Origin of the sequence: Streptomyces sp. 135 (assembly GCF_020026305.1) — a bacterium.
GTDB lineage: Bacteria > Actinomycetota > Actinomycetes > Streptomycetales > Streptomycetaceae > Streptomyces.
In genome coordinates, this window is record NZ_CP075691.1 from 7139117 (window position 1) to 7165520 (window position 26404).

Genomic DNA, 26404 nt, shown 5'->3' on the forward strand with positions numbered 1-26404 from the left:
CCTGGCCCGGTTCAGGGCACCAGCTTCCGCAGGTCCACGGAGTCCGCGAGCGCCGCGAGGCCCGCGTCGCCCGGATGCAGATGGTCCCCGCTGTCGTAGGCGGGCAGCATCCGCGCCGGGCGCGCGGGATCGCGCAGGACCGCGTCGAAGTCGAGCACCGCGTCGAAGTCGCCGCCCTCGCGGAGGTAGGCGTTGACGGCCTCCCGGCGGGCGTTCGCCGCCGCCGTGCAGAGCGACTCGCCCTCGCAGGGCGCGATGGTCGCCGCCACCACGCGCAGGCCGCGGGCCCGCGCCCGCTCCGAGATCTCCCGCAGGCCCGCGACCACCTGGTCCGCGGAGGTTCCCCAGCGCACGTCGTTGATCCCCTCGAAGACCACCACCGTGCGGGCCGAGGTCTGGGCGAGGACGTCGCGGTCCAGGCGGTGCAGGGCACTCACGCCGCCGGTGTCGGTGGAGACACCGTCGCCGGGATAGCGGTCGGTGACCACCCGGTTCGCCGAGATGCCGTGGTTGAGGACGCCGTAGCGCGGCACGTCGGACTGGCTCAGCAGGCGCCTGGCCAGGACGTTCGGCCAGCGGCGGTTGGTGTCCGGCGTCGACTTCACCCCGTCGGTGATCGAGTCGCCGAGCAGCACCACGGACCCGGGCCCGCCGCCCACGTCGACCCCGGTGAGCAGCGGCCACGTCGTGATCGTCGAGGTGTACGCCGCCGGGGAGGCGTCCGCCGCGTGGTCGCCGGGGCCGCTGACGTACGACCGCTGGATGGCCTGGCTGTGCACGGGCACCGCCGCCACGGGCCCCGGCAGGTGGAAGCTCACCAGCAGATTGGCGTCGGCGGGCACGTCGAAGTCGAGGGGGTCGCTGAAGGCCTGGGCCCCGGCCGGGATCTCGGTGCCGGCCCGGCCCCGGAAAGAGAGCCGCCGCGGTTCGCCCGCTGCCTCCGCCCCGGCCGCCTGCACCGCCACAGTGGCGCCGCCGATCCGCACCGGAGCCGCCGCGAAGGTGTTGTCGAGCCGGATGCGCACCCGGGGCCCGCCGGTGCTGGTGTGCACGACGAGGCGCAGGGTGCGGTCGCTCCAGGGCCCGACCGCCGTGTACCCGGCGGTCGACGCCGACCAGCTGCCGGTCCAGCCCTTGGTCTGCGCCCGCACCGACAAGGCGAAGACGTGCAGGTCCGGGGCGCCCGGGTCGCGCGGCAGCTCCACCGACGCCACCTCGCGCCCCCGGACCAGCGGCACGGTCACCACGTACAGGCGTGCCTTCTCGGCGCGCTGACCGTCGGGGGTGTTGATGTGCGGCAGGGCGACCGACTTCGTGGCGAGCGGACCCGAACGCCAGTCCGGTGCGGTGAGCCGGTAGCCGCCGCGTGAGCCGTCCCGGTAGCGCACCGTCCCCGTGCCGCTCGCCTCGCCGCCCGTGCCCGCCACCAGGAACGCGAGGGCGTCCCCACGGCCGCGCACCCGCACCGACTGGCCGTTCGCCCGCACGTTGTCCCGCTCGCCCGGCTCCGTGCGCGGCCAGGTCAGCCGCGCCCCGTCAACCCCGAGGGAGCGTCCGGGAGTCCAGCCCGCGGCCCGCAGGTCCCGCGCCGAGAGGGAGCCGCCCGCCCCGTCGAAGTCCGCGGCGCCGGGCCGGGCGTCGTCGCTGACCGCCCGGTTGTCGAAGAGCCGCTCCAGGGGGAGCGGCGGCCGGGGCCCGGGCGTGGCCGCCTCGGCGGAGACCGCGGGGGCGAGGCCCGTACAGAGGCAGAGCGCCACGGCCGCCCCCCGGATACGTCGGCGCACGACAGTCCCCTCCCGCGTGATGACAGATGCGCCATGAAGCTAAGGAGGCGTCAGAGGCGCGTCAATGAGTCGCGCGTGAATACGGCGCGAACTCACCTGGTCGGTCAGGCGCTCCGGACGGAGTCACCTGGCCCGGGTCCAGGGGTCGTCCTGATGGCCGCAGCGACCGGTCCCGTCCCGTGGATGCAAGGTACATTCGGGGCATACGGACACGCGCGTTCCGGCGCGCTCTCCGGCGGGTGCCATCGATGGAGAGGCCGACCATGAACATTCCGTTCCTCGACAAGTGGCGCAGACGGCACTCCGCGGCGGACGCCGCCGGCGAGGGGCTGGCGGCGGCCTTCCGGGAGGACCCGCGGGGCGTGGCCGAGCTGCTGTCCGAGTGCGAGCTGCTGCGGTCCCAGGCGGCCGCGGCGGGACTCGAACTGGACGACTCCCCGGCGTCGTTGACCGCCCTCGACCAGCTCCTGCCGCGCTGGCGCGACGACCCCGAGCTGCTGCCGTGGCTCGGCAACGACGCGGGGCTGTACCTGGGCACGATCGTGGTGCGGACCGTGCCGGGCGCGGCCTGGCACGTGTGGCCCGGCGGCAGCCCCGTCGTGCGGCTCCGCTCCGGCCGTGACATCCCGGTCGTCCAGGCGGGGCTCGACTGGGCGGTGCACGGAGCCCCCGAGCTGTCGCAGATCTACGCCGAGGCCGCCGAAACGTAACCGGCGGGACCGTCGAAACGTATCTGGGATTGCCTCAAATACGGTTAATGCCCCCGCGAGCGTGTCGTCCGGTAAGTCCCGTTTTCACGTGGATAGTTTGCGCGGACGTACACAGCTGAGAGTGGGCAGGTCTTGCCATGGCCGTCGATCCTTTGATCGAACTGCGCGATGTGAACAAGTACTACGGGGAGCTGCATGTCCTCCAGGACATCAACCTCACCGTCGGCAAGGGGGAGGTGGTCGTGGTCATCGGCCCCTCGGGGTCGGGGAAGTCAACACTGTGCCGGACGATCAACAGGCTGGAGACCATCCAGTCCGGCGAGATCAGACTCGACGGGCAGCCGCTGCCGGACGAAGGGAAGGCGCTCGCGAGGCTCCGCGCCGAAGTGGGCATGGTCTTCCAGTCCTTCAACCTCTTCGCGCACAAGACCGTTCTCCAGAACGTCTCGCTGGCGCAGGTGAAGGTACGCGGCCGCAAGAAGGACGAGGCCGACCACCGCTCCCGTGAACTCCTGGAGCGCGTGGGACTGGCCACGCAGGCCGAGAAGTACCCCGCGCAGCTCTCCGGCGGCCAGCAGCAGCGCGTGGCCATCGCCCGCGCCCTGGCCATGGACCCCAAGGCGCTGCTCTTCGACGAGCCGACCTCGGCCCTCGACCCCGAGATGATCAACGAGGTCCTGGAGGTCATGCAGCAGCTCGCCCGGGACGGCATGACGATGGTCGTCGTCACCCACGAGATGGGCTTCGCCCGCTCCGCCGCCAACCGCGTCGTCTTCATGTCCGACGGCCGCGTCGTCGAGGACCGGTCCCCCGAGGACTTCTTCACCCACCCGGAGAGCGAGCGCGCCCGGGACTTCCTCTCCAAGATCCTCAAGCACTGACGGGGGCGACGTGCTCGTGAAGAGACCCACCATGCGTACCACCCGGCTCCTGGCGGCCCTCGTCCTGTCCGCGCTCGTCGCCACCGCCTGCGGCAAGGACGGCAGCCCGCCGACCAAGGGCCCCGCGGCGGAGAAACTCCCCAAGTACCGGGTGGCGACCGGCTTCCAGCTGCCCGAGTCGGGGACCTGGCGCAAGGCCAAGGGCCGCGGCCGCTTCATCGTGGGGGCCAAGGAGGACCAGCCCTACCTCGGCGAGAAGGACCCGGCGACCGGCACCTACTCGGGCTTCGACATCGAGATCGCCAAGATGGTCTCGGCATCGCTCGGCCTCGACCCGAAGGAGATCGAGTTCAAGACCATCGCGTCGGCCAACCGCGAGACCGCCCTCCAGAACGGGCAGATCGACTACTACGTCGGCACCTACACCATCAACGACAACCGCAAGAAGCTCGTCGGCTTCGGCGGGCCGTACTACATGGCGGGCCAGGGCCTGCTCGTACGGCACGACGAGGAGGACATCAAGGGCCCGGGGGACCTGGACGGCAAACGCGTCTGCTCGGCCGCCGGGTCCACCCCCTTCCAGCGCATCCAGCAGGACTACCCGAAGGCCACCCTCGTCGCGTACGACACGTACTCCGTGTGCGTCGACAACCTGCTGACCTATCAGGTCGACGCCGTCACCACCGACGACGCGATCCTGATCGGCTACGCGGCCAAGGTGCCCGACGAACTCAAGGTCGTCGGCAAGCCGTTCTCCGAGGAGCCGTACGGGATCGGGGTGCCGAGGCGGGACAACGCGCTGCGGTTCGCCGTCGACGACGCCCTCGCCGCCCGCCAGCGAAACGGCGACTGGAAGAAGGCCTACGACGCCACCCTCGGGCTCTCCGGGGTCCCGGCGCCGGAGCCACCCGCCATCGACCGCTACCCGGCGAACTGAGGAGGCGTCGTGGACGTACTGACAGACAACTTCTCCACGTTCGGCGACGGCTTCCTCGGCACCGTCGAACTCACCGTCTACGCCTCGCTCCTGGCGCTCGTGCTCGGCTTCCTCATGGCCTCGTTCCGGGTCGCGCCCGTCGGCTCCTTCCGGGCCTTCGGCACGGTGTGGGTGACGGTCCTGCGCAACACCCCGCTCACCCTGCTCTTCTTCGCCGTGCTGCTGGGCCTGCCGCGCTTCGGGCTCGTGCTGCCCTTCAAGGTGTTCGCGGTCCTCGCGCTCGGCTGCTACACCTCCGCCTTCATCTGCGAAGCGCTCAGATCGGGCATCAACACCGTGCCCAAGGGGCAGGGTGAGGCGGCGCGCAGCCTCGGCATGTCCTTCGGGCAGACCCTGTCGAAGGTGGTCCTGCCGCAGGCCTTCCGCTCCGTCATCGCCCCGGTCGGCTCCAACCTCATCGCGCTCGCCAAGAACTCCGCGATCGCCGGCGCGTTCAGCGTCACCGAGCTGCTCGGCACGTACAAGACCCTCAACGAGTTGGGCTACAGCATCATCTGGACCTTCGTCTGGATCGCCATCGGCTACCTGATCATCACCCTCGCCATCAGCGCGATCTTCAACATCCTCGAGAAGCGCTGGGGAGTCGCCCGATGAAAGCCCTCGCCCACGACTCCACCGCGCTGTACGACATCCCGGGGCCGAACACCGTGCGGCGGCACAGGATCTACGGGGTGTTCTCCACCCTGGCCGTGCTCGCGCTCGTCGCCTGGATCCTGTACCTGCTCTTCGACACCGACCAGTTCACCTCCACCAAGTGGACGCCCTTCGAGTACAAGGGCATCCAGGAACTGCTCCTGCGGGGCCTCGGCAACACGCTCAAGGCCTTCGCGATCGCCGCGGTGCTCGCGCTCGCGCTCGGCGGACTGCTCGCCATGGGGCGGCTCTCGGACCACCGGCCGGTGCGCTGGGTGGCCACGCTCCTCGTGGAGTTCTTCCGCGCGATGCCCGTCCTGGTGATGATCTTCTTCGTCTTCGTGGCGCTGAAGGTGCAGCCGCTGCCCGCGCTCGTCACCGGACTCACGCTCTACAACGGCTCGGTGCTCGCCGAGGTCTTCCGCTCCGGCGTCAACTCCATGGAACGCGGACAGAAGGAGGCCGCCTACGCGCTCGGCATGCGCAAGACCCAGGTCATGAGCCACGTCCTCGTGCCCCAGGCCCTGCGCGCCATGCTGCCCGCCATCATCAGCCAGCTGGTGGTGGCCCTGAAGGACACCTCGCTGGGTTTTCTGATCACCTACGAGGAGTTCCTCCATGCCGGGAAACTGATCGCTTCGAACCTCGACTACGATTTGCCCTTCATCCCCGTGGTCATGGTGATCTCACCGATCTACATCGGGATGTGCATGCTGCTGTCGTGGTTCGCCCAGTGGGTGTCCAAGCGTCAGCGGCGCAATCCCAAGACGGAGGCCGCGGAAGTCGCGCCGGCCGAACCAGGGACGCTGCTGCCGGGCCGGTAGCGGCGGAAGCAGGCCCACCCGGCAGCAGCCGGAGATCACTGCTCGCGCAGGGGGACGGACACGTAACTCGGGTCCGCCGCCGGTGAGGAGAAGGTCAGCTGCGCGCCGGACGGGTTGTGCTCGATGTACAGCGGGTCGACCGTGTCGACGACCAGGGCGAGTCGGTGGCCTGCCGGTACGTCGTAGGCCGTGGAGAACAGCTCCAGGTCCACGCCGAACGGCTTGCCGGGCGTCTTGCCGTGGAAGGTGTACGGCGCATTGCTGACCAGCTTGCCGAGGCCGAGCGGGCCCACGTCGTAGAGGTACGCGACGAGGGTGCCGCTCTCCTTGGTGCTGGTGAGCGTGGTGTGCAGCTTCGCCGTCCCGCGCACCCGCTGGTCCGACGCGTACCGCTCCGACTGCCAGACGCCCGTGTAGCGGCGCGGCAGCAGCGGCACGGAGGCCGTCGGCGGGATCTTCAGGAACTGGTCCAGGGCGTTGGAGAGGATCGCGATGCCGCCGTTGGCGCCCGAGTCGACGTTCGTGCGGATCGTGGTGGTCCCCGCCATGGCGATCTTCTTGCGGGTGGGGCCAACCGACTTCCAGTCCGGGTAGCCCTCGTAGCCGCCCGTCGACCGGGACTTGAGCTGGACCGGCTGCTCCTTGTCGATGCCGTTGGCCTCGCCCTTGAGGTGGTGGTCGAACCAGCGCCGGGTGGAGGTCCAGGTGTCGTTGGGCAGGCCGAGCAGGCCCGTCGCCTCCGCCGTCGCGTGGTCGCCCGGGCGGAACTCCAGGCGCTTGGGGCCGGTCAGCCGCTCGTAGAACTCGGCGTACTGGTTGGGCGGGAAGAGCGTGTCGCCCCAGGCGTTGCCGAGCATGATGGCCGCGCCGTTCTCGTTGATCCGGTCGAGATGGGTCACGGGGGACCGCTTGGCGCCCCAGGCGATCATCTCGTCCTCCTTGTCCAGATTGGAGGCGAGGAAGTCCTTGAGCGTCTGCTGGAGTTCGGCGCTCGGGCGACCGGTGAGCGCCCCCGCGCCGCCGAGCAGGGCGGCGGCCTGGACGTGCTGGGTGCGCCCGCTGTAGATCGAGTCGATCAGGTCGGCCCAGCCGCTCAGCGCGGCCACGGCCTTGATCCGCTTGTCGTGCCCGGCGGCGAGCAGACTGATGCCCGCGCCGTACGAGACGCCCGCCATGCCGACCTTCGTCGGGTCGGCCGGGGTGTTCGCCAGCGTCCAGTCGATGACCTTGGAGGCGTCGGCGATGTCCTCGGGGCCCGCGGTCTCTATCTCGCCGCCGGACTGCCAGAAGCCGCGGGAGTTGTAACTCACCACGACATAGCCGTCGTTCGCGAGCTTCTGCGCCTGTGCCACGTACTCGATCTGGGGCATGGCCCAGCTGGTGGGCAGCACGATCGAGGGGTATCTCGCGCCGGGCTCCGCGTCCTTCGGTGCGAAGACGTTGGCCTTGAGGACCGTGCCGCCCTCGCCGGGGATGTCGACGAAGCGTACGCCGGTGGCGCTCGCGGCCGACGGCCCGGCGGCGGGCGCCGCCTGTGCCGCCGGGGCGAGCCCGAAGGCGGCCCCGGCGACGAGGGCCGCCGAGACACTCCCCACGGTGGTCGTACGCCAGGCATGGTGAGCACGGTGCGGCAGTCCCACGGGTCACTCCTCACTCGGACGGTGCAAAGTGACCCGACGGTAACCGCAGGGCTTTACCAGGGGTAACCCATCGGTAAGTTACGCCCCGGTAACGATTGTTGACGGACGTACCGTCAGCTCAGCGCGCTCTTGGTCTGCCAGTCCGACCAGGAGAGGTTCCACTCGCCGTAGCCGTTGCCCGGGTCCGGCGTACCCTTCGAGCCGCTGCCGGTGACCTCGAAGGGGTCGCCTATCTGCGCCTCGCGGTAGAGCCAGCCCGCGTCGCCGGTGCTCATGCCGACGCAGCCGGAGCTGTGGTTGGTGTTGCCGAAGTACGAGACGTTCCACGGTGCCGCGTGCGCGTACATGCCCGACCAGGTCAGCCGCATCGAGTAGTCGACCATCTTGTTGTAGCTGTCGCTGCCGCTGAGGCCGACCGTCTCGGAGCGCATGTTGATCGTGCCCTCCTTCGACATCAGGACGGACGTACCGCCCCAGGAGGCCTTCTCGCCGCCGGGCGTGCCCGCGGACATCGGGAGCGACTTGACCGTCTTGCCGTCCCTCGCCAGCGTCGCCGTCTTGCTGTCCAGGTTCACCTTCACGACCTGGCTCTTGCCGACCGTGAAGCCGGTGGCGTAGTCGCGGACGAACCAGTCGCCGCCACCGGAGTCGATGCCGTTGAGCCGCGCGTCCAGCTTCACCTTCGTGCCGGACTTCCAGTACTCCTCGGGGCGCCAGTCGACGCGGTCCTTGCCGTCGTAGTTCTTGATCCAGCCCCAGGAACCGGTGGTGCCGTCGGAGGTCGTCACCTTCAGCTGCTTCTCGACCTCGGCCTTGTTCCGCACCGGGTGGTCGAAGGTGATCGACAGGGGCTGGGCGATGCCGACGGTGGTGCCCTTGCCCGGGGCGAGCGTCACCTTGTTGACCTGCTTGGGTGCGGCCGTCTTGAAGGACGCCTTCGCGCTGCCGCCCTGCTCGCTGACCGCCTCGACCTGGTACGCGGTACCGGGCGCCGCCACGCGCTGCGACTTCCAGGTGGTGCCGTTCGCCGAGACCTTGCCGGGCAGCTCCGCGCCCTTGGCGTCGGCGACCGTCACCTGCTTCAGCTTGCCGCCGGCCAGCTTCACCGTGACCGGCCCGCCCGCCTTGGCCTGCTGCCCCGTGAGGTTCACCGAGATCTCCGGCTTCTCGGCGGCGGCCTTGCCGTCGGACGAGTCACCGCCGCCCGAGCAGGCGCTCAGGGCGGCGGCAAGGACCGCGACTCCCGCGGTCGCCGCGTGGCGGGTGCGAAGGGGGCGTCGGCGGCTCGAAGAGCTCTGCGGGGACAAGGAAACGTACCTCCGTGCGAATGTGGACTGCCCGGAGAGAGGGGACACGAGGCCGACAGGTAGCCTGATGTCCGGAAAATGACCGCTAGGTCACAGAAGGCCCCCGGCGAGGTGGGCCCACGGTGAGGGCGCGGTCACTTCGCGCGATGAGAGGTGCGGGCCGACGGCGTGGGGATCGGCGTCTGGGCCGCGCGCGTCACGTCCGCGACGAGTTCGACGACGTCCGGCCCGTACGCCTGCGAATTGACGACCTTCAGCAGCAGCACGAAGGAGTTGTTGCCGTACTTGCGCGCGAGCTTCTCGTGGTGGCGTGCGAGATAGCGGCCGGCCGCCTGGCTGGTGACCGCGCGCTGTCCGCAGAGGAGGAAGACGGGTCTCGCCTCCTGGCCCTGGTCGGCGGTGAGCCGCGCGAGGAGCACGTACTCCGTGAGGCCCGCCTCCAGGCGGTAGCGCTCGGCGCCGATCTGGAACGCGCCGCGGTCGGGTGTCGGCTCCGGCTCGGCGTTCACCCGCACGCCCGGGAGCAGCGAGTGCAGGTGCGCCGCCATGCGGCGGTTCGCCACCGGGCTGCCCACGCAGAACTCGGTGCGCTCGCCGAAGCCCTGCCGGGCCGCGTCGTGCGCGACGATCTGCGCGTGCGCCCCGCACTCCTTGATCACCGCGGCGAGCTCCAGGAGCGCGAACACGTCGTGGCGCACCACCATCAGCTCGCCGCCGCCCGCGTCGCGGTTGACCACGAGCAGCGACTCGGAGTTGGCGGGCAGCCCGAAGAACGCCTGCTTGCGACGGAGCCTGCGCTTCCACAACTGGCTGCGGACGAGCCAGCCAAGGGGGGCGCCTAGGCCGACCGCGATCAGGCCGAGGACGAGGTTGCGCACGTCTTCAGTCATGGGGGCGCATGCTAGCGCCACCTCGGAGACACGTTCGAGGGGGTCCTGACGCGGCGGGGGCCGCGAAGTTACGCTGCGCGGACGGCTGTTGACTGGAGGTACGAATGCGTCGCGCTGTCGCACGTAATCTGACGCTATTGGCGGTCGGAGGGGTATTGGTGTCGGTCGGTGCCGCCGCACCCCCTTCGCCTACGCGCTCAGCGGAACACACCCCGCCGGGCCCGGCGAAGGTGCCGGTCGCCGTCGGGTACGGCGGCGCGGTCGCCAGTGTCGACCCGGATGCCTCGGCCGCGGGCATCGAGGTGCTGCGCAAGGGCGGCAACGCCGTGGACGCGGCCGTCGCCACCGCGGCCGCGCTCGGCGTCACCGAGCCCTACTCGGCCGGTGTCGGCGGCGGCGGATACTTCGTCCACTACGACGCCAAGACCCGCAAGGTGAGCACCATCGACGGCCGCGAGACGGCCCCGCGCACCGCGGACGCCGGGCTCTTCCTGGAGAACGGCAAGCCGATCCCCTTCGCGGACGCGGTCACCAGCGGCCTCGGCGTCGGCACCCCCGGGACGCCCGCGACCTGGCAGTCGGCGCTCGACGCCTGGGGGACCAAGAAGCTCGGCACGCTCCTGAAGCCCGCCGAACGCCTCGCCCGCGACGGCTTCACGGTCGACGAGACCTTCCGCTCCCAGACCGAGTCGAACGAGAAGCGCTTCAGGGACTTCCCCGCCTCGGCGAAGCTGTTCCTGCCCGGCGGGAAGCTCCCGGTGGTCGGCTCGACGTTCAAGAACCCCGACCTGGCCCGCACGTACGACGAGCTGGGCCGCAAGGGCGTAGGGGCGCTGTACCACGGGAAGCTCGCCAAGGATTTCGTACGCACCGTCAACAAGCCGCCCGTCGCCCCGGCGTCCGGCCGCGTGGCACGCCCCGGCGACCTCTCCCTCAAGGACCTCGCGTCCTACGACGTCAAGCGCCAGAAGCCCACGAAGACGACCTACCGCGGCCTCGACGTCTACTCCATGGCCCCCTCGTCCTCCGGCGGCACCACGGTCGGTGAGGCGCTGAACATCCTGGAGCGCACCGACCTCTCCAAGGCGTCGAGGACGAAGTACCTGCACCGCTTCATCGAGGCAAGCCGCATCGCGTTCGCCGACCGGGGCCGCTGGGTCGGCGACCCCGCCTTCGAGGACGTACCGGCGAAGGAACTCCTCACGCAGCGGTTCGCGGACACGCGGGAGTGCCTGATCAAGGACGACGCGGTCCTCAAGAGCCCGCTCGCGCCCGGCGACCCCCGCCACCCCAAGCCGTGCGCCTCGGGGGACAAGGCGGCCCCCACGACGTACGAGGGAGAGAACACCACGCACCTCACGGCCGCCGACAAGTGGGGCAACGTCGTCGCCTACACCCTGACCATCGAGTCCACGGGCGGCAGCGGCATCACGGTCCCCGGCCGGGGCTTCCTCCTCAACAACGAACTGACGGACTTCTCCTTCGCGCCCGCCGACCCGGCGGTGCACGACCCGAACCTGCCGGGGCCGGGCAAGCGCCCGCGCTCCTCGATCGCGCCGACGATCGTGCTGAAGCACGGCAAGCCGGTGGTGGCGCTCGGTTCGCCGGGCGGCGCCACCATCATCACGACCGTCCTGCAGACCCTCACCGGCTTCGTCGACCGCGGCCTGCCGCTGGTGGACGCGATCGCCGCGCCGCGCGCGAGCCAGCGCAACGCCGCGCAGACCGAGCTGGAACCGGGCCTGTGGGACAGCCGGCTGCGCGCCTCCCTGGAGTCGATCGGGCACTCCTTCAAACGGAACCCGGAGATCGGCGCGGCGACGGGCGTCCAGCGGCTGCCGGGCGGCAAGTGGCTCGCGGCGGCGGAGAAGGAGCGCAGGGGCGGCGGCTCGGCGATGGTGGTACGTCCCGCCGAGTGAGCCGCCGCGTCCCGGGGGTCTCGCGTGCGTCTCGTATACGTGAGACCCCTCAGGCGGGCGTGGCCGCGCAGTTTCGCTCCAGTTCGTTGGCGGCCCAGCGGATGGCTGATTCCGGGTCATCGTGCAGATACCGCAGGGTGGGCAGCGCCTCGCGGACGGCGGCGAGCTGGGCGTCACCGCGGCCGCCGCGGGCCTGGCGGACGTCGGCGAGGCCCGCGATGAGCAGCAGCAGGGTGCTCCGCGACAGATTGTCCGGGGCCTGCATCAGCTCGACCAGGAACGGGATCGCGGGGACCGCCGCCGTCGAGGAGGCCTCCTTGGCACCAGCAGCCGGTACAGGTCGTGCACCGCGTCCATGGCGGTCTTCTTGTCGTCCGAGGCGACCTTGCCGATGAGGTCCAGGATCATGTGACCGGGGCCGCGGGAGGTCCACAGCGAGCCCCAGTCGACACCGTCCAGGCGGATCTGCAGATCCCTGTGGGGCCACAGCTTCGCCAGGTCCAGCCGGAGCACGGAGGTGCCGTCGGCGTCGGTGACGCGCAGGGTGCCGTCCGCGTCGAGGCCGAGGAAGGTGATCCCGGTGCCAAGACGCAGCGCGGCCACCGCGTCGGACGCGATGTCCCAGACCCGGGCCAGGCCGTCGGCCCACGCGGCGGCGAGCGCGGGCCCGGTCTCCAGCTGGGCGGTGGGCAGGGCTCGTACGGGCGTGCGGCGGCGGGCGAAGGGGGAGCGCAGGGGCTTGCGGCGGGTGCTCCAGTAGCGGATCCCGCCGTGCTCGTCGCCGCTCAGTACGAGGCGCCTGCCGCTGTCCAGCTTCAGGCAGGTGAGCGCGGTCACCGGGGCGCGGTGCAGCGACAGGCTGATGGTCTCGGGGTGCTCGTCGTCGGTCTCCAGGACATGCACCTGGCCGTCCGCGTCACCGGCCGCGAGGGTCGTCGCGTCCTGGTCGGCGGCCACCGCCCGGACGGCTGCGGGCCCGGGGACGAGCGCGGCGGCTGCGCCGGGCACGGGGGGCGGTGAGGCGGGGCCGCGCGAGACGACCGTCCAGCGCCCTCGCGGGTCGGCGGCGCCCTCCTCCAACGAGACCGGCCCCAGGGTCCTCCAGGGGCGGGGGCGGCTCGCTCGGCGGGCGGATCGCCTTGTCGCCGGACCAGTCGACGCCCAGGGTCTCGGCGACCGCGATGAGCGCGTCGCGCGTACGGGCGTTGACGACGATCCTGAAGTCGGCGCCGGGCCCGCGCCCGTGCCGTATGACCGCATCCGGGGCGCCGTACGAGCCCGCAGCGTCCAGCCGTAGTGCGCGGGCATCCGCTCGAAGGCCAGCCGCATCAGGAACTCGGACAACGAGCGGCTCTGCTCGACCCACGCGCCGCCGACGCTGACGACGACGCGCGGGTCGGGCTGTTCGGCCTCGGCCGCGAGATAGCCCCACTCATGGCTGTAGTGATACTCGGACATGAACACACAGACGCGACGATCGGTGCTCCCACCCGCCAACAGCCAGCTGTCCGGGGCGACTTCGAGCTCAGAGATCTTGGGCGGCCACTGGGTGTGAGTGCCCGGGTTCCTCATACCCCCACTCGCGCTGGACGGCGTCCAGCAACTCCCAGCGCGCCCGCCCCTGCTGATGCGCCCGCAGCCGCTCCGCGAACCGTCCGTAATCGATGATCTCTCGTCTCACCGGCGCATCGTACGAATGATCTACGTAGGGGAGTGTCCCCGAGGTGTCACAGTGCCGTGAGGATCCTGGGACCGTCCTGGGTGATCGCCACGGTGTGCTCGGCGTGGGCCGCGCGGCTCCCGTCGTTCGTCCGCAGCGTCCAGCCGTCGGGCGCGGGGTGGTAGTGATCGTCGCCACCGGCGATCACCATCGGCTCGATGGCCAGGACCATGCCGGGCCGCAGCGGCATGCCGCGGCCGGGCCGACCCTCGTTCGGCACGCCGGGGTCCTCGTGCATGCGGCGCCCGATGCCGTGCCCACCGAACCCCTCGGGGATGCCGTACCCCGCCTTGCGGCAGACGGTGCCGATGGCATGGGCGATGTCGCCGATGCGGTTGCCGACGACCGCCGCCTCGATGCCCGCCGCCAGGGCGTGCTCGGCCGTCTCGATGAGGCGCAGGTCCTCGGGTCGCGGGGTGCCGACGATGAAGCTGACCGCCGAGTCCCCGGCCCAGCCGCCGAGCTGGGCGCCGAAGTCGATGGAGACCAGGTCGCCGTCGCGCAGGCGGTAGGCGGTCGGGACGCCGTGCACGATCGCGTCGTTCACCGAGGTGCACAGGACCGCGGGGAAGGGCACCGGGGCGAAGTGCGGCCGGTAGCCGAGGAAGGGCGAGGAGGCCCCGGCCTCGCGGAGCACGTCGTGCGCGATCGCGTCCAGGTCGAGCAGCGCTACGCCGACGGCCGCGGCCTCGCGCGCAGCCGTGAGCGCCTGCGCCACGACGCGACCCGCCTCGCGCATCGCGTCGATCGATTCATCAGTCTTGAGTTCCACCATGCCCATTACTATACCGGTATTTAAATGGGCGTCGTACGATGGCGGCATGGTTCGTACCCCCTTGACCCCCGAAGAGCGTGAGCGCGGCGAGCGGCTGGGGCAGCTGCTGCGGGAAGCGCGAGGGACGCGGAGCATGGTGTCGGTGGCCGCGGAGGCTGGGCTCTCCGCGGAGACCCTCCGGAAGATCGAGACGGGACGGGCGCCGACGCCGGCGCTCTTCACGGTGGCGGCGCTGGCCTCCGTCCTGCACCTCTCCCTGGACGAAATCGTCCTCCGCTGCGAGCTCGCTCCTGCGTGACGGGTGCGCGAGGCATCAAGGCGTCGAGGCGGGAGCGCGCCCGCGGCCGCGGGCGCGCCCCCCAAACGCACCCCAGGCAACCGGACAACCACCGGAAAACTCCGTGTAGTCGTCCAGTAACACGTCTGGTGTTATCTTCCGGACCGGAAGACTCCAGTCTCCACGGGGCGGTGCTGGTCAGATGGCAGTGGGACAACTCCCGGACCAAGTAGGGGAGTTCGCAAGGTACTTGAGGGACCTGCTGGGACGCCTGGACCAGGCAACCGGCTGGTGCGGCGTGTTCTGGCAACGCGACCCGGACGGCATGCGCGCCTGCCTGGACGGCGTAGAGGTCCCGCCCTGGGACGTGGTCCAGGCCCTGCTCCACGACCTCGCGGCCGACCGAGGCATCCCCGAGGCCGAACGCGAGACCCACAGGGCCCGCACCCTGCACCGCGCGTCACTCACCGCGTACGACTCCCGCCCCGGCGCCCGCGAGCTGCTCGGCGACCGCCTCGACATGATGCTCACGGAGCGGCGGCTCGCCCTGGAGAGGGAGGCGGACCTGAGCCGCCTGCTGTCCGAGGCGACCGCCCCCGACGACGCCGACCGCATCAGCCTCGACCTCGCGTGGGTGCGCGACGACCACGAGCGGGCGACCGCCCGGTGCGCGGAACTCCAGGAGCGACTGGCCCGCCTGGAGTCGGCGGACCGCCCCACCTGGGCGAACCCCGGCACGACTCCGACTCGCCCCCGCCCCGACGCCGCCCCCAACCCCGACCAGCCCCACCACCCCCGGGGTGCCCGCTACGCAGGCCTGCAGACCACGGACACGTACCCGGAGCCCGCCGCACCCCCCACCCCCACGCCCGCAACGCCCTCCACCCCCCGCGGCGCACGCTATGAACCGCCGCCCCCCGAGGCACCCACCCCCGAAGTACCCCCCCCCGCCCCCACCCCCCACGCCAAGCCCGACCACGCCAAGCCCGACCACACCACACAGACCGTCCAGGCCCTGCTCCACCTCCGCCGCGAAGGCCGCACCGGCGAGGCCCACGCCGTACTGGTGGAGGCGGCGGCCCGACCGCCCCACGACCTGCCGCCGCTCGCCGCGGAACTGCACCGCGCGGGACTGGCCGCGGACTGGGCCACCCTCCTCTGGGAGGCCGCCTCGCTGCCCCCCGACCGCCTCGTGGCCCTCGCGGACGCCCTCGCGGGCGCGGGCCGCGCGGACGACTGCCGGAAGCTGCTGCGGCAGGGCGTCGCACGCCCGGCACCGGAGATCGCCGAGGCGATCCTCGCGCTGATCGACGCGGGCCGGGAGCGGGAGGCCCGCGCGCTCCTCGACTCGTATCTCCGCGTCCGCACCCCGGAGGACGCGGCGCGCTGCGCGCACACCGACCCTCGCCGCCTCGTCCCACTGCTCCTGGAGACGGCCCGGGGGGTCTCGGAGGAACACCGCTGGGACCTGGTGCACGCCCTGCGCGTGGCGGGCTTCAACGCGTGAATTGCACCCGCCCCTCGCCCGCTCGGGTGCGAAACATGATCGACTCCGCCGGCTGACGACGATGGTCTTGCTCAGCCCGTCGGCGCAGGCTTACGTTTGCCTGTCCACGCACCAAATCTACGTGCGTAGAGACTCTCTCTACGTGCGTACAGGCTCTCTGACGCCCTCTCAAGGGCAGTCCTCCCCAGGGCAGTGAAGGAGCAGCTCATGGTCAACGTCGTACGCGCCGCACTAGTCCAGGCGACCTGGACGGGCGACACCGAATCCATGATCGCCAAGCACGAGGAGCACGCCCGCGAGGCGGCCCGGCAGGGCGCGAAGATCATCGGATTCCAAGAGGTCTTCAACGCTCCCTACTTCTGCCAGGTCCAGGAGCCCGAGCACTACCGCTGGGCCGAGCCCGTGCCGGACGGACCCACCGTCACGCGCATGCGGGCGCTCGCCCGCGAGACCGGCATGGTGATCGTCGTCCCGGTCTTCGAAACCGAGCAGTCCGGTTTCTACTACAACACCGCGGCCGTGATCGACGCCGACGGAAGCTACCTCGGCAAGTACCGCAAGCATCACATCCCCCAGGTCAAGGGCTTCTGGGAGAAGTACTACTTCAAGCCGGGAAACCTGGGCTGGCCGGTCTTCGACACCACCGTCGGCAAGGTCGGCGTATACATCTGCTACGACCGCCACTTCCCGGAGGGCTGGCGCCAACTCGGCCTGAACGGTGCCCAGATCGTCTACAACCCCTCCGCCACCCACCGCGGCCTCTCCTCCCACCTCTGGCAGCTGGAACAACCCGCGGCGGCCGTCGCCAACGAGTACTTCATCGCCGCGATCAACCGCGTGGGCCAGGAGGAGTACGGCGACAACGACTTCTACGGAACGTCGTACTTCGTCGATCCGCGAGGCCAGTTCGTCGGCGAGCCCGCGAGCGACAAGACAGAGGAACTCCTCATCCGCGACCTCGACTTCGGGCTCATCGAGGAAGTACGACAACAGTGGGCGTTCTACCGCGACCGACGCCCCGACGTCTACGAAGGGCTGGTGCAGCCGTGACCGACCTGTACGACCGCCACAGGGCGGTCATGCCCGAGTGGCTCGCGCTCTACTACCAGCGGCCCATCGAGCTGACGCACGGCGAGGGCCGGTATGTCTGGGGCGCCGACGGCAGGAAGTACCTCGACTTCTTCGGCGGCATCCTCACCACCATGACGGCGCACGCCCTGCCCGAGGTCACCAAGGCGGTGAGCGAGCAGGCGGGCCGGATCATCCACTCCTCGACGCTCTATCTCGACCGCCCGATGGTCGAACTCGCCGAGCGCGTCGCCGCGTTGTCCGGCATCCCCGACGCCCGTGTCTTCTTCACGACCTCCGGCACGGAGGCCAACGACGCGGCGCTGCTGCTCGCCACCGCGCACCGCCGCTCCAACCAGATCCTGGCGATGCGCAACAGCTACCACGGCCGCTCCTTCTCGGCCGTCGGCATCACCGGCAACCAGTCGTGGTCGCCGACGAGCCTCTCCCCGCTCCAGACGCTGTACGTGCACGGCGGCGTCCGCAGTCGCGGCCCGTACGCCGAGTTGAGCGACGCCGAGTTCACGGCGGCCTGCGTGGCCGACCTGCGGGACATGCTCGGGCAGGCCCGCGGGGGAGTGGCGGCGCTGATCGCCGAGCCGATCCAGGGGGTCGGCGGCTTCACGTCGCCGCCCGACGGGCTGTACGCCGCCTTCCGCGAGGTCCTCGCCGAGCACGGCATCCTGTGGATCTCCGACGAGGTGCAGACCGGCTGGGGCCGCACCGGCGAGCACTTCTGGGGCTGGCAGGCCCACGCCCGCAGCGGCCCGCCGGACATGCTGACCTTCGCCAAGGGCATCGGCAACGGCATGTCGATCGGCGGTGTCGTCGCCCGCGCCGAGGTCATGAACTGCCTCGACGCCAACTCCATCTCTACGTTCGGCGGTTCGCCGGTCACCATGGCGGCGGGCCTCGCCAACCTCACGTACCTCTTGGAGCACGACCTCCAGGGCAACGCCCGGCGCGTCGGGGGCCTGCTCATCGAGCGGCTGCGGGCGATCTGCGCCCAGCTGCCCGTCGTGCGCGAGGTGCGCGGGCGCGGCCTGATGATCGGCATCGAGCTGGTCGAGCCCGGCACCGACGAGCCGAACCAGCGCGCGGCCGCCGCAGTGCTCGAAGCGGCCCGTGAGGGGGGCCTGCTCATCGGCAAGGGAGGCGGCCACAGCACCAGCGTCCTGCGCGTCGCCCCGCCCCTTTCGCTGACCGTCGCGGAGGCGGAGGAGGGCGCGGCCATCCTCGAACAGGCCCTGCGAAGCGCCTAGTTCACCCCCTGCCACACCCCCTGCCACACCCCCTGCCACACCCCCTGTGCAGAAGAGGGAGCGCACCACATGAGTACCCGCACCCTGATCCGCGGCGGCCTCGTCGTCACCGCCGCCGAGGAGATCCACGCCGACGTGCTGATCGAGGACGGCAGGATCGCCGCGCTCGCCGCGAGCGGCACCGCCGCGGCGGGCGCGTGGACCGCCGAGCACGTCATCGACGCCACCGGAAAGTACGTGATCCCGGGCGGGGTCGACGCCCATACGCACATGGAGTTCCCGTTCGGCGGCACCTTCTCGGCCGACTCCTTCGAGACCGGGACCCGGGCCGCGGCCTGGGGCGGCACCACCACCATCGTCGACTTCGCGGTGCAGACCGTGGGGCACTCCTTGCGCGAGGGGCTCGACGCGTACTACGCGAAGGCGGACGGGAAGTGCGCGATCGACTACGCCTTCCACATGATCGTCTCCGATGTGAACGAGCGGACGCTCAAGGAGCTGGACCTGCTGGTGGAGGAGGGCGTGACCTCCTTCAAGCTCTTCATGGCCTACCCCGGCGTCTTCTACAGCGACGACGGGCAGATCCTGCGCGCCATGCAGCGCGCGTCGGCCAACGGCGGGCTGATCATGATGCACGCCGAGAACGGCATCGCCATCGACGTACTCGTCGAGCAGGCCCTGGCCCGTGGCGAGACCGATCCGCGCTACCACGGCGAAGTGCGCAGGGCGCTGCTGGAGGCGGAGGCCACGCACCGCGCGATCCAGCTCGCCCGGGTCGCCGACGCCCCGCTGTACGTCGTGCATGTGTCGGCCGAGGAGGCCGTCGCCGAGCTTGCCGCCGCCCGCGACAAGGGCCTGAACGTCTTCGGCGAGACCTGCCCGCAGTACCTCTTCCTCTCCACCGACAACCTTGCCGAGCCGGACTTCGAGGGCGCCAAATACGTGTGCAGTACGCCGCTGAGGCCGCGTGAGCACCAGGCGGCGCTCTGGCGCGGGCTGCGCACCAACGACCTCCAGGTCGTCTCCACCGACCACTGCCCGTTCTGCTTCACGGGCCAGAAGGAGCTCGGCCGCGGCGACTTCTCGAAGATCCCCAACGGCCTGCCGGGCGTGGAGAACCGGATGGACCTCCTGCACCAGGCGGTCGTCGACGGGCACATCAGCCGCCGGCGCTGGATCGAGATCGCCTGCGCCGCCCCGGCCCGGATGTTCGGCCTCTATCCGAAGAAGGGCACCATCGCCCCCGGCGCGGACGCCGACATCGTGATCTACGACCCGCACGCCGAGCAGGTCATGTCCGCTGAGACCCACCACATGAACGTCGATTACTCGGCGTACGAGGGAAAGAGGGTCACGGGCCAGGTGGAGACGGTCCTCTCACGCGGCGAGGTCGTCATCGACGCCCGCACCTACACCGGCCGGGCAGGACACGGCCTGTACACGCCGCGCTCCACCTGCCAGTACCTGAACTAGGGGGGCCGGGCAGCAGGCGGACGGCTTCGTTCTCCCGGGTGACCCGCCGCTTCGGTGTCGGGGTTGGGCGCCGCCGCGGCGGTGTCCGCCTGGGCAGGCGGCTGCGCGCGGGCGCCCGGCAGGTGGACCACCGCGGGAAGCTGATCGTGCCGGGCTTCGTCGACACCCACGTCCACGCGAGCCAGGTCGACATCATCGCTTTGTACGGTGAGCAACTGCTGCAGTGGCTGGAGAAGTACGTCTTTCCCGCTGAGGCGAAGTTCGACGACCGGGCACACGTGCGTGCGGTGAGCGGCTTCTTCCTGGACCGGCTGCTCGCCGCCGGGACCACGACCGCGAGTGTTTTTCCCACGGTGCACCCGGTGTCCGTCGACGCCTTCTTCGAGCAGGCCGCAGAACGCGACCTGCGCATGCTCTGCGGCAAGGTCCTCATGGACCGCGAGCCGTACGCCCCCGCCTATCTGCGCGACGCCGATGTCGACGAGGCGGAGCGGGCGACGCGCGAGCTGATCGACCGCTGGCACGGCAAGGGCCGGCTCGGCTACAGCCTCACACCGAGGTTCGCCCTCACCTCCACCAAGAGGCTGCTGAGGATGGTGGGCGCCCGGCTCGCTGCGGCGGGCTCCGCCATCGCGTTCTGCCCCACCTCCAACCTGTTCCTCGGCAGCGGTCTGTTCGACCTGCGTGCCGCCCGGGCACGGAACATCGACGTCGGCATGGGGACCGACATCCGCGGCTTCTACCTCGCGACCCTCGGCGGCGCGCAGGCACTGGACCTCGACGGCGTCATCGGCAACTTCGCGCCGGGCAAGGAGGCCGACTCCACCGTCCTCGACTGGGCCGCCACCCCGCCCTGGCCCGTCGTACGAAGTGGCCGGGACCTTCGACGAACGGCTCTTCGCGTTGATGATCCTCGGCGGCGAACAGGCGGTTGCCGCCACGTACGTCCTCGGCAACCAGGTCTACGGGCGGTAGCTCGGTGCCGGGCGGAGGGCCCGGCACCGAGCTACCGCCCCCGTTCACTGCTCCCCGCGTCCCGCGGGGCGCGGTCGGGGGACTCCTGCCTTCTGGGTGGTGCCGGCCGTCGTCTTGACGGCTGCTTCATCGGCGGGGAGCGGCACGCGGGTCTGGGGGAGGCGGTGGCGGGGGGCGACACGCTTGGGGGGCCGGGTGAGGGTGACCTGCCGGACCAGTTGCTGGAAACAGGCCAGGGAGGCGAGGCTGGGCAGGACGGCGACGGTGATGTCGATGACGTCTCTGGGGGCCTGGGCGATGCACAGGAGCATCGTGATCAGGGAGAAGAGGACGGCCACGCACCAGGAGTGGACGGCGCGGCGTTGATGCAGAGCGGCTCGTAGGACGGACAGGGACGCCACCAGCCAGGGTCCGAAGACGAGGGCGGGCCACCAGGTGACCGAGCTGTTCTCCGTGTGGCCGATCGCGATGATCCTCAGCGGGTCGTATGCGACCGCCGTGCTGAAGAGACTCACCGCCGACGCCGTGAGAGCCACGAGTGCGGTGATGGCGTAGCTCGCGGTGCGGACCAGGTGCAGCCGCTGCTGTTCACGGGTCTTGCGGTGGCTCTGCGGGCTCTTCCTCAGCGGCGGCAGCTCGGTCGTGATGTCGCGAAGGGCTCGGGCAGAAAAGCAGGGGGTCGTCCGCGCCGCGACCTCCTCGCCGCGCCGGGACCGGTCTGGTCCGTGATCGCGTCCTGGAGCAGGTACGCCAGTTCCTCGGCCGGGTCCCAGCTACAGGATTCGCCCTGACCCCCGAGACGAGTTGACGCATCGGCTCGAAGACGCCCAGGAAGCGGTAGAACCCGGGCACGGCCTCCAGCGGGATGGTGGCGCCGGAGGACGGCAGGGCCAGCGCGATGAAGACGAACATCGACACGATCTGGCCGATGCTCCCGAACGCCGCGTTGATCGCCTGTACGCCGAGTCCCACGCTCAGGCAGGAGCAGTACGAGAACAGCGCGAGCATGGGCAGGTGGGACGCGTCCATGCCCAGGATGGTGATGCAGGCGAGCATCGTCAGCGCGGTGACCGGCACGGCCAGCACCGCGGTCATGGCCATTTTGAGCAGCAAGGTCTGTGTGCGGCTGATCGGGACGGTGGGCCGCCGCGAGTGCCAGGGGCCGATCTCCGCGTCGGCGTAACCGAGGGCGGTGTCGACGGCGTTGTGGATGATGTTGCCGCCCAGGAAGCCCGCCAGCACGAGCAGCAGCGTGTAGTAGAAGGCGCTGAGTCCCATTCCGCTGTGCCTGCCGATGGGGTGGCCGGGCTCCGTGCGCACGGCGACGGGGTCGGCGGCCAGCAGGCGGGTGGCGGAGTCCGCGTCGGCGATCTCCGGCGAGGCCGTGAGCTGCTTGCCGATGCCCGTCGACGCCTTCTGGGCCGCCTGTTGGCTGATCCGGGCGGCCATCGACGAGCCGAGGCTGCCCAACCCCGGGTTGGTGAGCACGGTCAGGGTCGGCCGAGTGGCGCGGGTGCCGGTCAGCGACCCCACCGTGGCGGTGAAGTCGGCGGGGATCACCAGGGCGCCGTAGATCTTGCCGGAGGCGAGTTGGTCCTTGGCGGCCTCGATGCCGAGGCGGCGCCACCGTACGTCTTCGGCCGGAGTGGAGGCGATGACCTGGGCGCTGACCTGCGCGCCCAGGTTCTGCCGCGCTCCGGGCAGAGGCTTGCCGGCGTCCTGGTCCACGAGCGCGATCGGCAGCCGGTGGAGACTGCTCTCCGGGGTGAGGACGCCGCCCATGTACAGCAGGGAGAGGATCAGGGCGACGAGTCCGCTGAGCACGCCCGGCGCGACCCACAGCTTTCCGTGGCGCAGCAGGGACCCGGCGCTCACCGCGGACCGGGCGCTCACCGCGGCCCCGGAGGGCCGCGCGCGGTCGGAAGCCATGGCGCTCCATGAGGTGATGAGTGCGGGTCTGCCCCGAGTACCGGCGAACGAACGCTGGCGAGCGTAGGCGCCGCCCCGGCCCGGGACCGCCCGCGACACAGGCCTGCTGGTCGTGCCTGCCCGAATGGACCACGCGCGTCCTGCGGTACCGGGGTTCGCCGGACGGTGAGAGGGCGGGCAAGTCCCGCCGCCTCTTCACGCCGCCGCCCCGCCCCCCTTCACGCCCCGGCGCGCCACTCCCCGGCGAGGACCGCCCAGTTCTGCTTGTCGTAGCGGGTGCCGCCGTAGGGCCAGGCCTCGCGCTGTACTCCTTCGAGGGTCATGCCGAGCCGCTCGGCGACCGCGGAGCTGCGGGCGTTGTCGGCCCGGCAGCGCCACTCGGCGCGGTGTACGCCCCGGGTGGTGAACGCCCAGTCCAGCACGGTGCGGCACGCCGTGGTGATCAGACCGCGGCCCTCGGCGGCCGGTTCCAGCCAGCAGCCGACCTCGCACGTGCCCGCGGCGGCGTCGAAGGCCACGAACATGACGCCGCCGACCAGCGTGCCGTCGAGCCAGATGCCGTAGAGGCGCGCGCCGTCCGCGGCTTGCCGCTCCGCGTACCGGCGCAGGGTGGCCCGGGCGCCGTCGACATCGTCGGTGACGAACCCGGAACCCACCCATGGCCGGATGTGCTCCCGCGCCCGGTCGAGATGGGCGGCGAACTCCTCGGCGTGCCACGTCTCCAGGGGGCGCAGGTCGGCGTCGTCCCGCAGCGGGAGGGAGAACATGAGGACTCCATTCACACAACAAGCGTTATGGTTATGTACCGTGGCAGCATGCCACGTACCAAGGGAGATCACGAAGCCCGCCGCCGGGACGTCTCCGAGGCCGTCTGGCGGGTGCTGGCCGCGCACGGCTTCGGCGGGCTGACCATGCGCGCCGTCGCCGCCGAACTCGGGGCGAGCACCGGCCTCCTGACGCACTACTTCCGGACCAAACGCGACCTGGTCGCGTACGCCCTCGACCTCCTGGAGCAGCGCACCGACGCCCGCCCGAGGCGCGCCGCCGGACAGGGTCTGGCCGCCGTGCGGGCCGCGCTCCTGGACATCCTGCCGCTCACCGACGAGGCCACCGACAGCAACCGCATCTGGGTCTCCTCCTGGGACACCGCGCTCGCCGACCCCGAACTCCGCGCCGACCACGCCCGCAGGTACGCGCGGGGCCGTGACGGGCTGCGCGACCTGATCGCGCGGGCCCAGCGGCTCGGCGAAGTCGCCCCCGGCGACCCGGAACGCCTCGCCGCCGGTGCCCAGGCCTTCGTGCTCGGCCTGGTGGTCCAGGCGCTGCTCGACGCCCCGGCGTTCCCCGCCTCCCGCCAGGTCCGGCTCGTCGACGACCACCTCGCCGCGCTGGCCGCGGGAGGGGGCGGCGCCGACGGCGGCTGACGCGGCGAGGTGCTCTTGCCAAGGGCCGGGCGGAAGTCCAGGATTGTCCCTTCTCGGATCACCTCCGAGGCCTCATCCGGCACGTGGACCAGGAGGTCCCGCTGTGGATTTCGGACTTGTGCTCCAGACCGACCCGCCCGCCTCGGCGGTCGTCGGACTCATGCGGCGGGCGGAGCGGAGCGGCTTCCGCTACGGCTGGACCTTCGACTCCGCCGTCCTGTGGCAGGAGCCGTTCGTCGTCTACAGCCGCATCCTCGAACACACCACGCGGCTGACGGTGGGCCCCATGGTCACCAACCCGGGCACCAGGACCTGGGAGGTCACCGCCTCCACCTTCGCCACACTCAACGACATGTACGGCAACCGCACGGTCTGCGGCATCGGCCGCGGCGACTCCGCGATGCGCGTCGCGGGCCGCAAGCCGAACACGCTGGCCCGGCTCGGCGAGGCGATCGACGTCATCCGTGACCTCGCCGAGGGGCGCGAGGCGGACGTCGACGGGCAGCGGCTGCGGCTGCCGTGGGTGCGGGACGGGAAGCTGCCGGTGTGGATGGCGGCGTACGGCCCGAAGGCGCTCGCGCTCGCCGGGCGGAAGGCGGACGGGTTCATCCTGCAACTCGCCGACCCCTACCTGACCGAGTACATGGTGAAGGCCGTGCGGGACGCGGCGACCGCCGCGGGGCGCAGTGCGTCCGACGTGAAGATCTGCGTCGCCGCGCCCGCGTACGTCGGCGACGACCTCGCGCACGCACGCGAGCAGTGCCGCTGGTTCGGCGGCATGGTCGGCAACCACGTCGCCGATCTCGTCGCCCGGTACGGCGAGGACTCGTCGGCGGTGCCGCAGGCCCTCACCTCGTACATCAAGACCCGGCAGGGCTACGACTACAGCCACCACGGGCGGTCCGGGAATCCTGACGCGGCGTTCGTGCCGGACGAGATCGTCGACCGCTTCTGCCTCCTCGGCCCCGTCGAAGCCCACCTCGAACGACTGCGGGAGCTACGGGAGCTGGGCGTCGACCAGTTCGCCGTGTACGCGATGCACGACACTCGGGAGGACGTCATCGACGCGTACGGCGCGTCGGTCATCCCTGAGTTCTCCTGACGGCGGGCCCGGGGCAGCTCCGGCCGTGGACCGGGCGGGCTACCGGCCGTGCGTCCGCCACGTCTCGCCGATCTCCCGCATCAGCGCCGGGTACACGAACAGGTGCCGGAACGGGGCGATGGCTGCCATGTAGGCCTTCCCGAAGAGCCCGTTCGGCCTCACCAGGACGGCCATCTGGCCCCGGTGACCGCCGGCGCCGTCCTCGACCCAGCTCAGGTGCATGACCCCGTGCACGGTGCGGTTGCCCATTTCCGACGCCCATTCGTCGTCCGTCAGGAAGACCGACCTGAACGGCAGCTTTGTGAACTCCGGCCCGGCCGGGCCCTCGCGCAGGTCCGCCGGGAGCCGGTCGCGCAGCGTCGGCACGCGCGAGCCGACGCCGGCGGCCGGGTCGTCCCAGCCGAGCAGCTTCCCGAGCTTCCAGCGGATCGCGAAGAGGGCGCGGGACACCCGGGAGGGGCTGTCCGATGTGTCACCCCCGACGGTGTCCCGTACCAGCAGCGGGAAGTCGTCGGGCCCGCCGGGCGTCGGCAGCGCCCACACGTCGTAGAGGCGGAAGTCGGAGGTGATCTCGTGAACGCGCCAGGGCCGTGACGTGTGGGCGGCGTTGGGGAGCTTCATGCGTCTGCCTCCGTCTGGTCGGTGAAGGGGTACGAACGGGGGTCGAGTCCGAGGACGCCCGCGACGGCGCGGACCGCGAGCAGCGCGTCGTGGGGTTCCTGACCGGCCAGAGCGATCACCGTGCCGTCGAGCGCGCCGACGAAGGCCAGGGCGAGGGTCCGCGTCGGCGGGCCCTGCGGGATCGCGCCCGCCTCCCGCGCGACGCCGATGAGGTTCTCGCAGCGCGTGACGAGGAGTTCGTAGGACCGTTCGATCTCGTGCCCCACGGGATGGTCCTGGCCGCTGAACTCCAGCCGGAGCGCGGTCGCCACCCGCGCGCCGTTGCGCCGGCAGTACACGGCGTGGCCGCGCGCCAGGGCGAGCAGGGCCGCGACGGGCTGCCGTTCCCGCTCGATGAGCGGCTCGATCTCCCGCGTCCAGGTCTCGCCGATCCACTGGATCACGGCGAGGGTCAGATCCTGCTTGTCCTTGAACTGGTGGTAGAGCGCGCCGCGCGTGTATCCCGCCTCGCGCGCCACCTGTTCGAGTACGAGGTTTCCGTAGCCGTAGCGGGACAGGCCCCGCGCGGCCGATTCCAGGAGCGCACCGCGGGTGCGGGCGCGCCGCTCCGCCTGGCTGACTCGCTCGACACCTACATGCATGTATGTATGTTACTGCGGGAGAGCGCCGCCCCGCTCGCGGACTGA

26 protein-coding genes and 1 pseudogene are annotated in these 26404 nt (G+C 71.1%); 14 read left to right on the forward strand and 13 right to left on the reverse strand.

Annotated elements, in window-relative coordinates; translation table 11 throughout:
- Nucleotides 1-11: 11 nt before the first annotated feature.
- Nucleotides 12-1784 (reverse strand): SGNH/GDSL hydrolase family protein, encoded by a 1773-nt coding sequence (locus KKZ08_RS32115; RefSeq protein WP_223777763.1) that lies wholly within the window; start codon nt 1782-1784, stop codon nt 12-14.
- 263 nt (nt 1785-2047) lie between these two features.
- Between KKZ08_RS32115 and KKZ08_RS32120 the strand changes: the two genes are divergently transcribed.
- The 5 genes from KKZ08_RS32120 (at nt 2048) to KKZ08_RS32140 (ending at nt 5829) form a co-directional block, all read left to right on the forward strand.
- Nucleotides 2048-2494 (forward strand): DUF6278 family protein, encoded by a 447-nt coding sequence (locus KKZ08_RS32120; RefSeq protein WP_223777764.1) that lies wholly within the window; start codon nt 2048-2050, stop codon nt 2492-2494.
- 137 nt (nt 2495-2631) lie between these two features.
- Nucleotides 2632-3375 (forward strand): amino acid ABC transporter ATP-binding protein, encoded by a 744-nt coding sequence (locus KKZ08_RS32125; protein ID WP_223777765.1) that lies wholly within the window; start codon nt 2632-2634, stop codon nt 3373-3375.
- A gap of 31 nt (nt 3376-3406) precedes the next feature.
- Complete coding sequence (locus tag KKZ08_RS32130) at nt 3407-4312, forward strand: glutamate ABC transporter substrate-binding protein (protein WP_223777766.1); 906 nt, start codon at nt 3407-3409, stop codon at nt 4310-4312.
- Between the two features lie 9 nt (nt 4313-4321).
- A complete protein-coding gene (locus tag KKZ08_RS32135) occupies nt 4322-4966 on the forward strand; it encodes an amino acid ABC transporter permease (protein WP_223777767.1) in 645 nt (214 codons plus the stop codon).
- Complete coding sequence (locus tag KKZ08_RS32140; protein WP_223777768.1) at nt 4963-5829, forward strand: amino acid ABC transporter permease; 867 nt, start codon at nt 4963-4965, stop codon at nt 5827-5829. Before KKZ08_RS32135 ends, KKZ08_RS32140 begins: the two co-directional genes overlap by 4 nt.
- Before the next feature lie 35 nt (nt 5830-5864).
- Here the strand turns inward: KKZ08_RS32140 and KKZ08_RS32145 are convergent, their stop codons facing one another.
- The 3 genes from KKZ08_RS32145 to KKZ08_RS32155 all read right to left on the reverse strand — a co-directional run bounded on the left by KKZ08_RS32145 (nt 5865) and on the right by KKZ08_RS32155 (nt 9666).
- Nucleotides 5865-7469 (reverse strand): alpha/beta fold hydrolase, encoded by a 1605-nt coding sequence (locus tag KKZ08_RS32145; protein ID WP_223777769.1) that lies wholly within the window; start codon nt 7467-7469, stop codon nt 5865-5867.
- Nucleotides 7470-7582: 113 nt separating this feature from the next.
- Nucleotides 7583-8776, reverse strand: a complete 1194-nt coding sequence (locus KKZ08_RS32150) for an Ig-like domain-containing protein (RefSeq protein WP_223777770.1) — start codon at nt 8774-8776, stop codon at nt 7583-7585.
- 134 nt (nt 8777-8910) lie between these two features.
- Nucleotides 8911-9666, reverse strand: a complete 756-nt coding sequence (locus tag KKZ08_RS32155; protein ID WP_223777771.1) for a hypothetical protein — start codon at nt 9664-9666, stop codon at nt 8911-8913.
- 104 nt (nt 9667-9770) lie between these two features.
- Here KKZ08_RS32155 and ggt point away from each other — a divergent pair, with 104 nt between their 5' ends.
- Complete coding sequence (gene ggt, locus KKZ08_RS32160; protein ID WP_223777772.1) at nt 9771-11585, forward strand: gamma-glutamyltransferase; 1815 nt, start codon at nt 9771-9773, stop codon at nt 11583-11585.
- Between the two features lie 49 nt (nt 11586-11634).
- Here the strand turns inward: ggt and KKZ08_RS32165 are convergent, their stop codons facing one another.
- From KKZ08_RS32165 to map, 4 genes are all read right to left on the reverse strand, one after another.
- Nucleotides 11635-11850, reverse strand: coding sequence for a hypothetical protein (locus KKZ08_RS32165; RefSeq protein WP_223777773.1), 216 nt, complete (start codon nt 11848-11850; stop codon nt 11635-11637).
- Nucleotides 11850-13043 carry a hypothetical protein gene (locus KKZ08_RS32170; protein ID WP_223777774.1) on the reverse strand — a complete coding sequence of 398 codons (1194 nt, stop codon included), beginning with the start codon at nt 13041-13043 and terminating at the stop codon, nt 11850-11852. The genes KKZ08_RS32165 and KKZ08_RS32170 overlap by 1 nt, the downstream gene beginning before the upstream one ends.
- 67 nt (nt 13044-13110) lie before the next feature.
- Nucleotides 13111-13266: a hypothetical protein gene (locus tag KKZ08_RS32175; RefSeq protein WP_223777775.1), complete on the reverse strand. Its 156-nt coding sequence runs from the start codon at nt 13264-13266 to the stop codon at nt 13111-13113.
- Nucleotides 13267-13312: 46 nt separating this feature from the next.
- Complete coding sequence (gene map / locus KKZ08_RS32180) at nt 13313-14080, reverse strand: type I methionyl aminopeptidase (RefSeq protein ID WP_223779272.1); 768 nt, start codon at nt 14078-14080, stop codon at nt 13313-13315.
- A 46-nt stretch (nt 14081-14126) separates the two neighbouring features.
- Between map and KKZ08_RS32185 the strand changes: the two genes are divergently transcribed.
- From KKZ08_RS32185 to KKZ08_RS39040, 6 genes are all read left to right on the forward strand, one after another.
- Complete coding sequence (locus KKZ08_RS32185; protein ID WP_223777776.1) at nt 14127-14378, forward strand: helix-turn-helix transcriptional regulator; 252 nt, start codon at nt 14127-14129, stop codon at nt 14376-14378.
- A gap of 181 nt (nt 14379-14559) precedes the next feature.
- The gene (locus KKZ08_RS32190; protein WP_223777777.1) at nt 14560-15864 is read left to right on the forward strand and encodes a tetratricopeptide repeat protein; all 1305 of its coding nucleotides are present in this window, start codon (nt 14560-14562) and stop codon (nt 15862-15864) included.
- A 207-nt stretch (nt 15865-16071) separates the two neighbouring features.
- On the forward strand, nt 16072-16914 hold the full coding sequence (locus KKZ08_RS32195; protein WP_223777778.1) for a nitrilase-related carbon-nitrogen hydrolase: 843 nt from the start codon (nt 16072-16074) through the stop codon (nt 16912-16914).
- Nucleotides 16911-18194, forward strand: a complete 1284-nt coding sequence (locus tag KKZ08_RS32200; RefSeq protein ID WP_223777779.1) for an aspartate aminotransferase family protein — start codon at nt 16911-16913, stop codon at nt 18192-18194. Before KKZ08_RS32195 ends, KKZ08_RS32200 begins: the two co-directional genes overlap by 4 nt.
- A gap of 69 nt (nt 18195-18263) precedes the next feature.
- Nucleotides 18264-19667: a dihydropyrimidinase gene (hydA, locus tag KKZ08_RS32205; protein ID WP_223777780.1), complete on the forward strand. Its 1404-nt coding sequence runs from the start codon at nt 18264-18266 to the stop codon at nt 19665-19667.
- A gap of 146 nt (nt 19668-19813) precedes the next feature.
- Nucleotides 19814-21025: an amidohydrolase family protein gene (locus KKZ08_RS39040; protein WP_346657924.1), complete on the forward strand. Its 1212-nt coding sequence runs from the start codon at nt 19814-19816 to the stop codon at nt 21023-21025.
- Here the strand turns inward: KKZ08_RS39040 and KKZ08_RS39045 are convergent.
- From KKZ08_RS39045 to KKZ08_RS32225, 3 genes and pseudogenes are all read right to left on the reverse strand, one after another.
- A pseudogene (locus tag KKZ08_RS39045) lies at nt 20906-21178 on the reverse strand (hypothetical protein); the annotation flags it as partial. The gene KKZ08_RS39040 and the pseudogene KKZ08_RS39045 sit on opposite strands and share 120 nt — an antisense overlap.
- A 52-nt stretch (nt 21179-21230) precedes the next feature.
- Nucleotides 21231-22571 carry a DUF3533 domain-containing protein gene (locus KKZ08_RS32220; RefSeq protein ID WP_223777781.1) on the reverse strand — a complete coding sequence of 447 codons (1341 nt, stop codon included), beginning with the start codon at nt 22569-22571 and terminating at the stop codon, nt 21231-21233.
- A 218-nt stretch (nt 22572-22789) separates the two neighbouring features.
- Nucleotides 22790-23338 carry a GNAT family protein gene (locus tag KKZ08_RS32225; RefSeq protein WP_223777782.1) on the reverse strand — a complete coding sequence of 183 codons (549 nt, stop codon included), beginning with the start codon at nt 23336-23338 and terminating at the stop codon, nt 22790-22792.
- A gap of 48 nt (nt 23339-23386) precedes the next feature.
- Between KKZ08_RS32225 and KKZ08_RS32230 the strand changes: the two genes are divergently transcribed.
- Nucleotides 23387-23995 carry a TetR/AcrR family transcriptional regulator gene (locus KKZ08_RS32230; protein ID WP_223777783.1) on the forward strand — a complete coding sequence of 203 codons (609 nt, stop codon included), beginning with the start codon at nt 23387-23389 and terminating at the stop codon, nt 23993-23995.
- A 103-nt stretch (nt 23996-24098) separates the two neighbouring features.
- Nucleotides 24099-25097 (forward strand): TIGR03842 family LLM class F420-dependent oxidoreductase, encoded by a 999-nt coding sequence (locus tag KKZ08_RS32235; protein ID WP_223777784.1) that lies wholly within the window; start codon nt 24099-24101, stop codon nt 25095-25097.
- A 39-nt stretch (nt 25098-25136) separates the two neighbouring features.
- Here KKZ08_RS32235 and KKZ08_RS32240 read toward each other — a convergent pair whose 3' ends face one another.
- Together KKZ08_RS32240 and KKZ08_RS32245 are read right to left on the reverse strand one after the other, a co-directional pair.
- Nucleotides 25137-25718, reverse strand: a complete 582-nt coding sequence (locus tag KKZ08_RS32240) for a DUF2867 domain-containing protein (protein WP_223777785.1) — start codon at nt 25716-25718, stop codon at nt 25137-25139.
- Nucleotides 25715-26359, reverse strand: coding sequence for a TetR/AcrR family transcriptional regulator (locus KKZ08_RS32245; RefSeq protein ID WP_223777786.1), 645 nt, complete (start codon nt 26357-26359; stop codon nt 25715-25717). The genes KKZ08_RS32240 and KKZ08_RS32245 overlap by 4 nt, the downstream gene beginning before the upstream one ends.
- Nucleotides 26360-26404 lie beyond the last annotated feature (45 nt).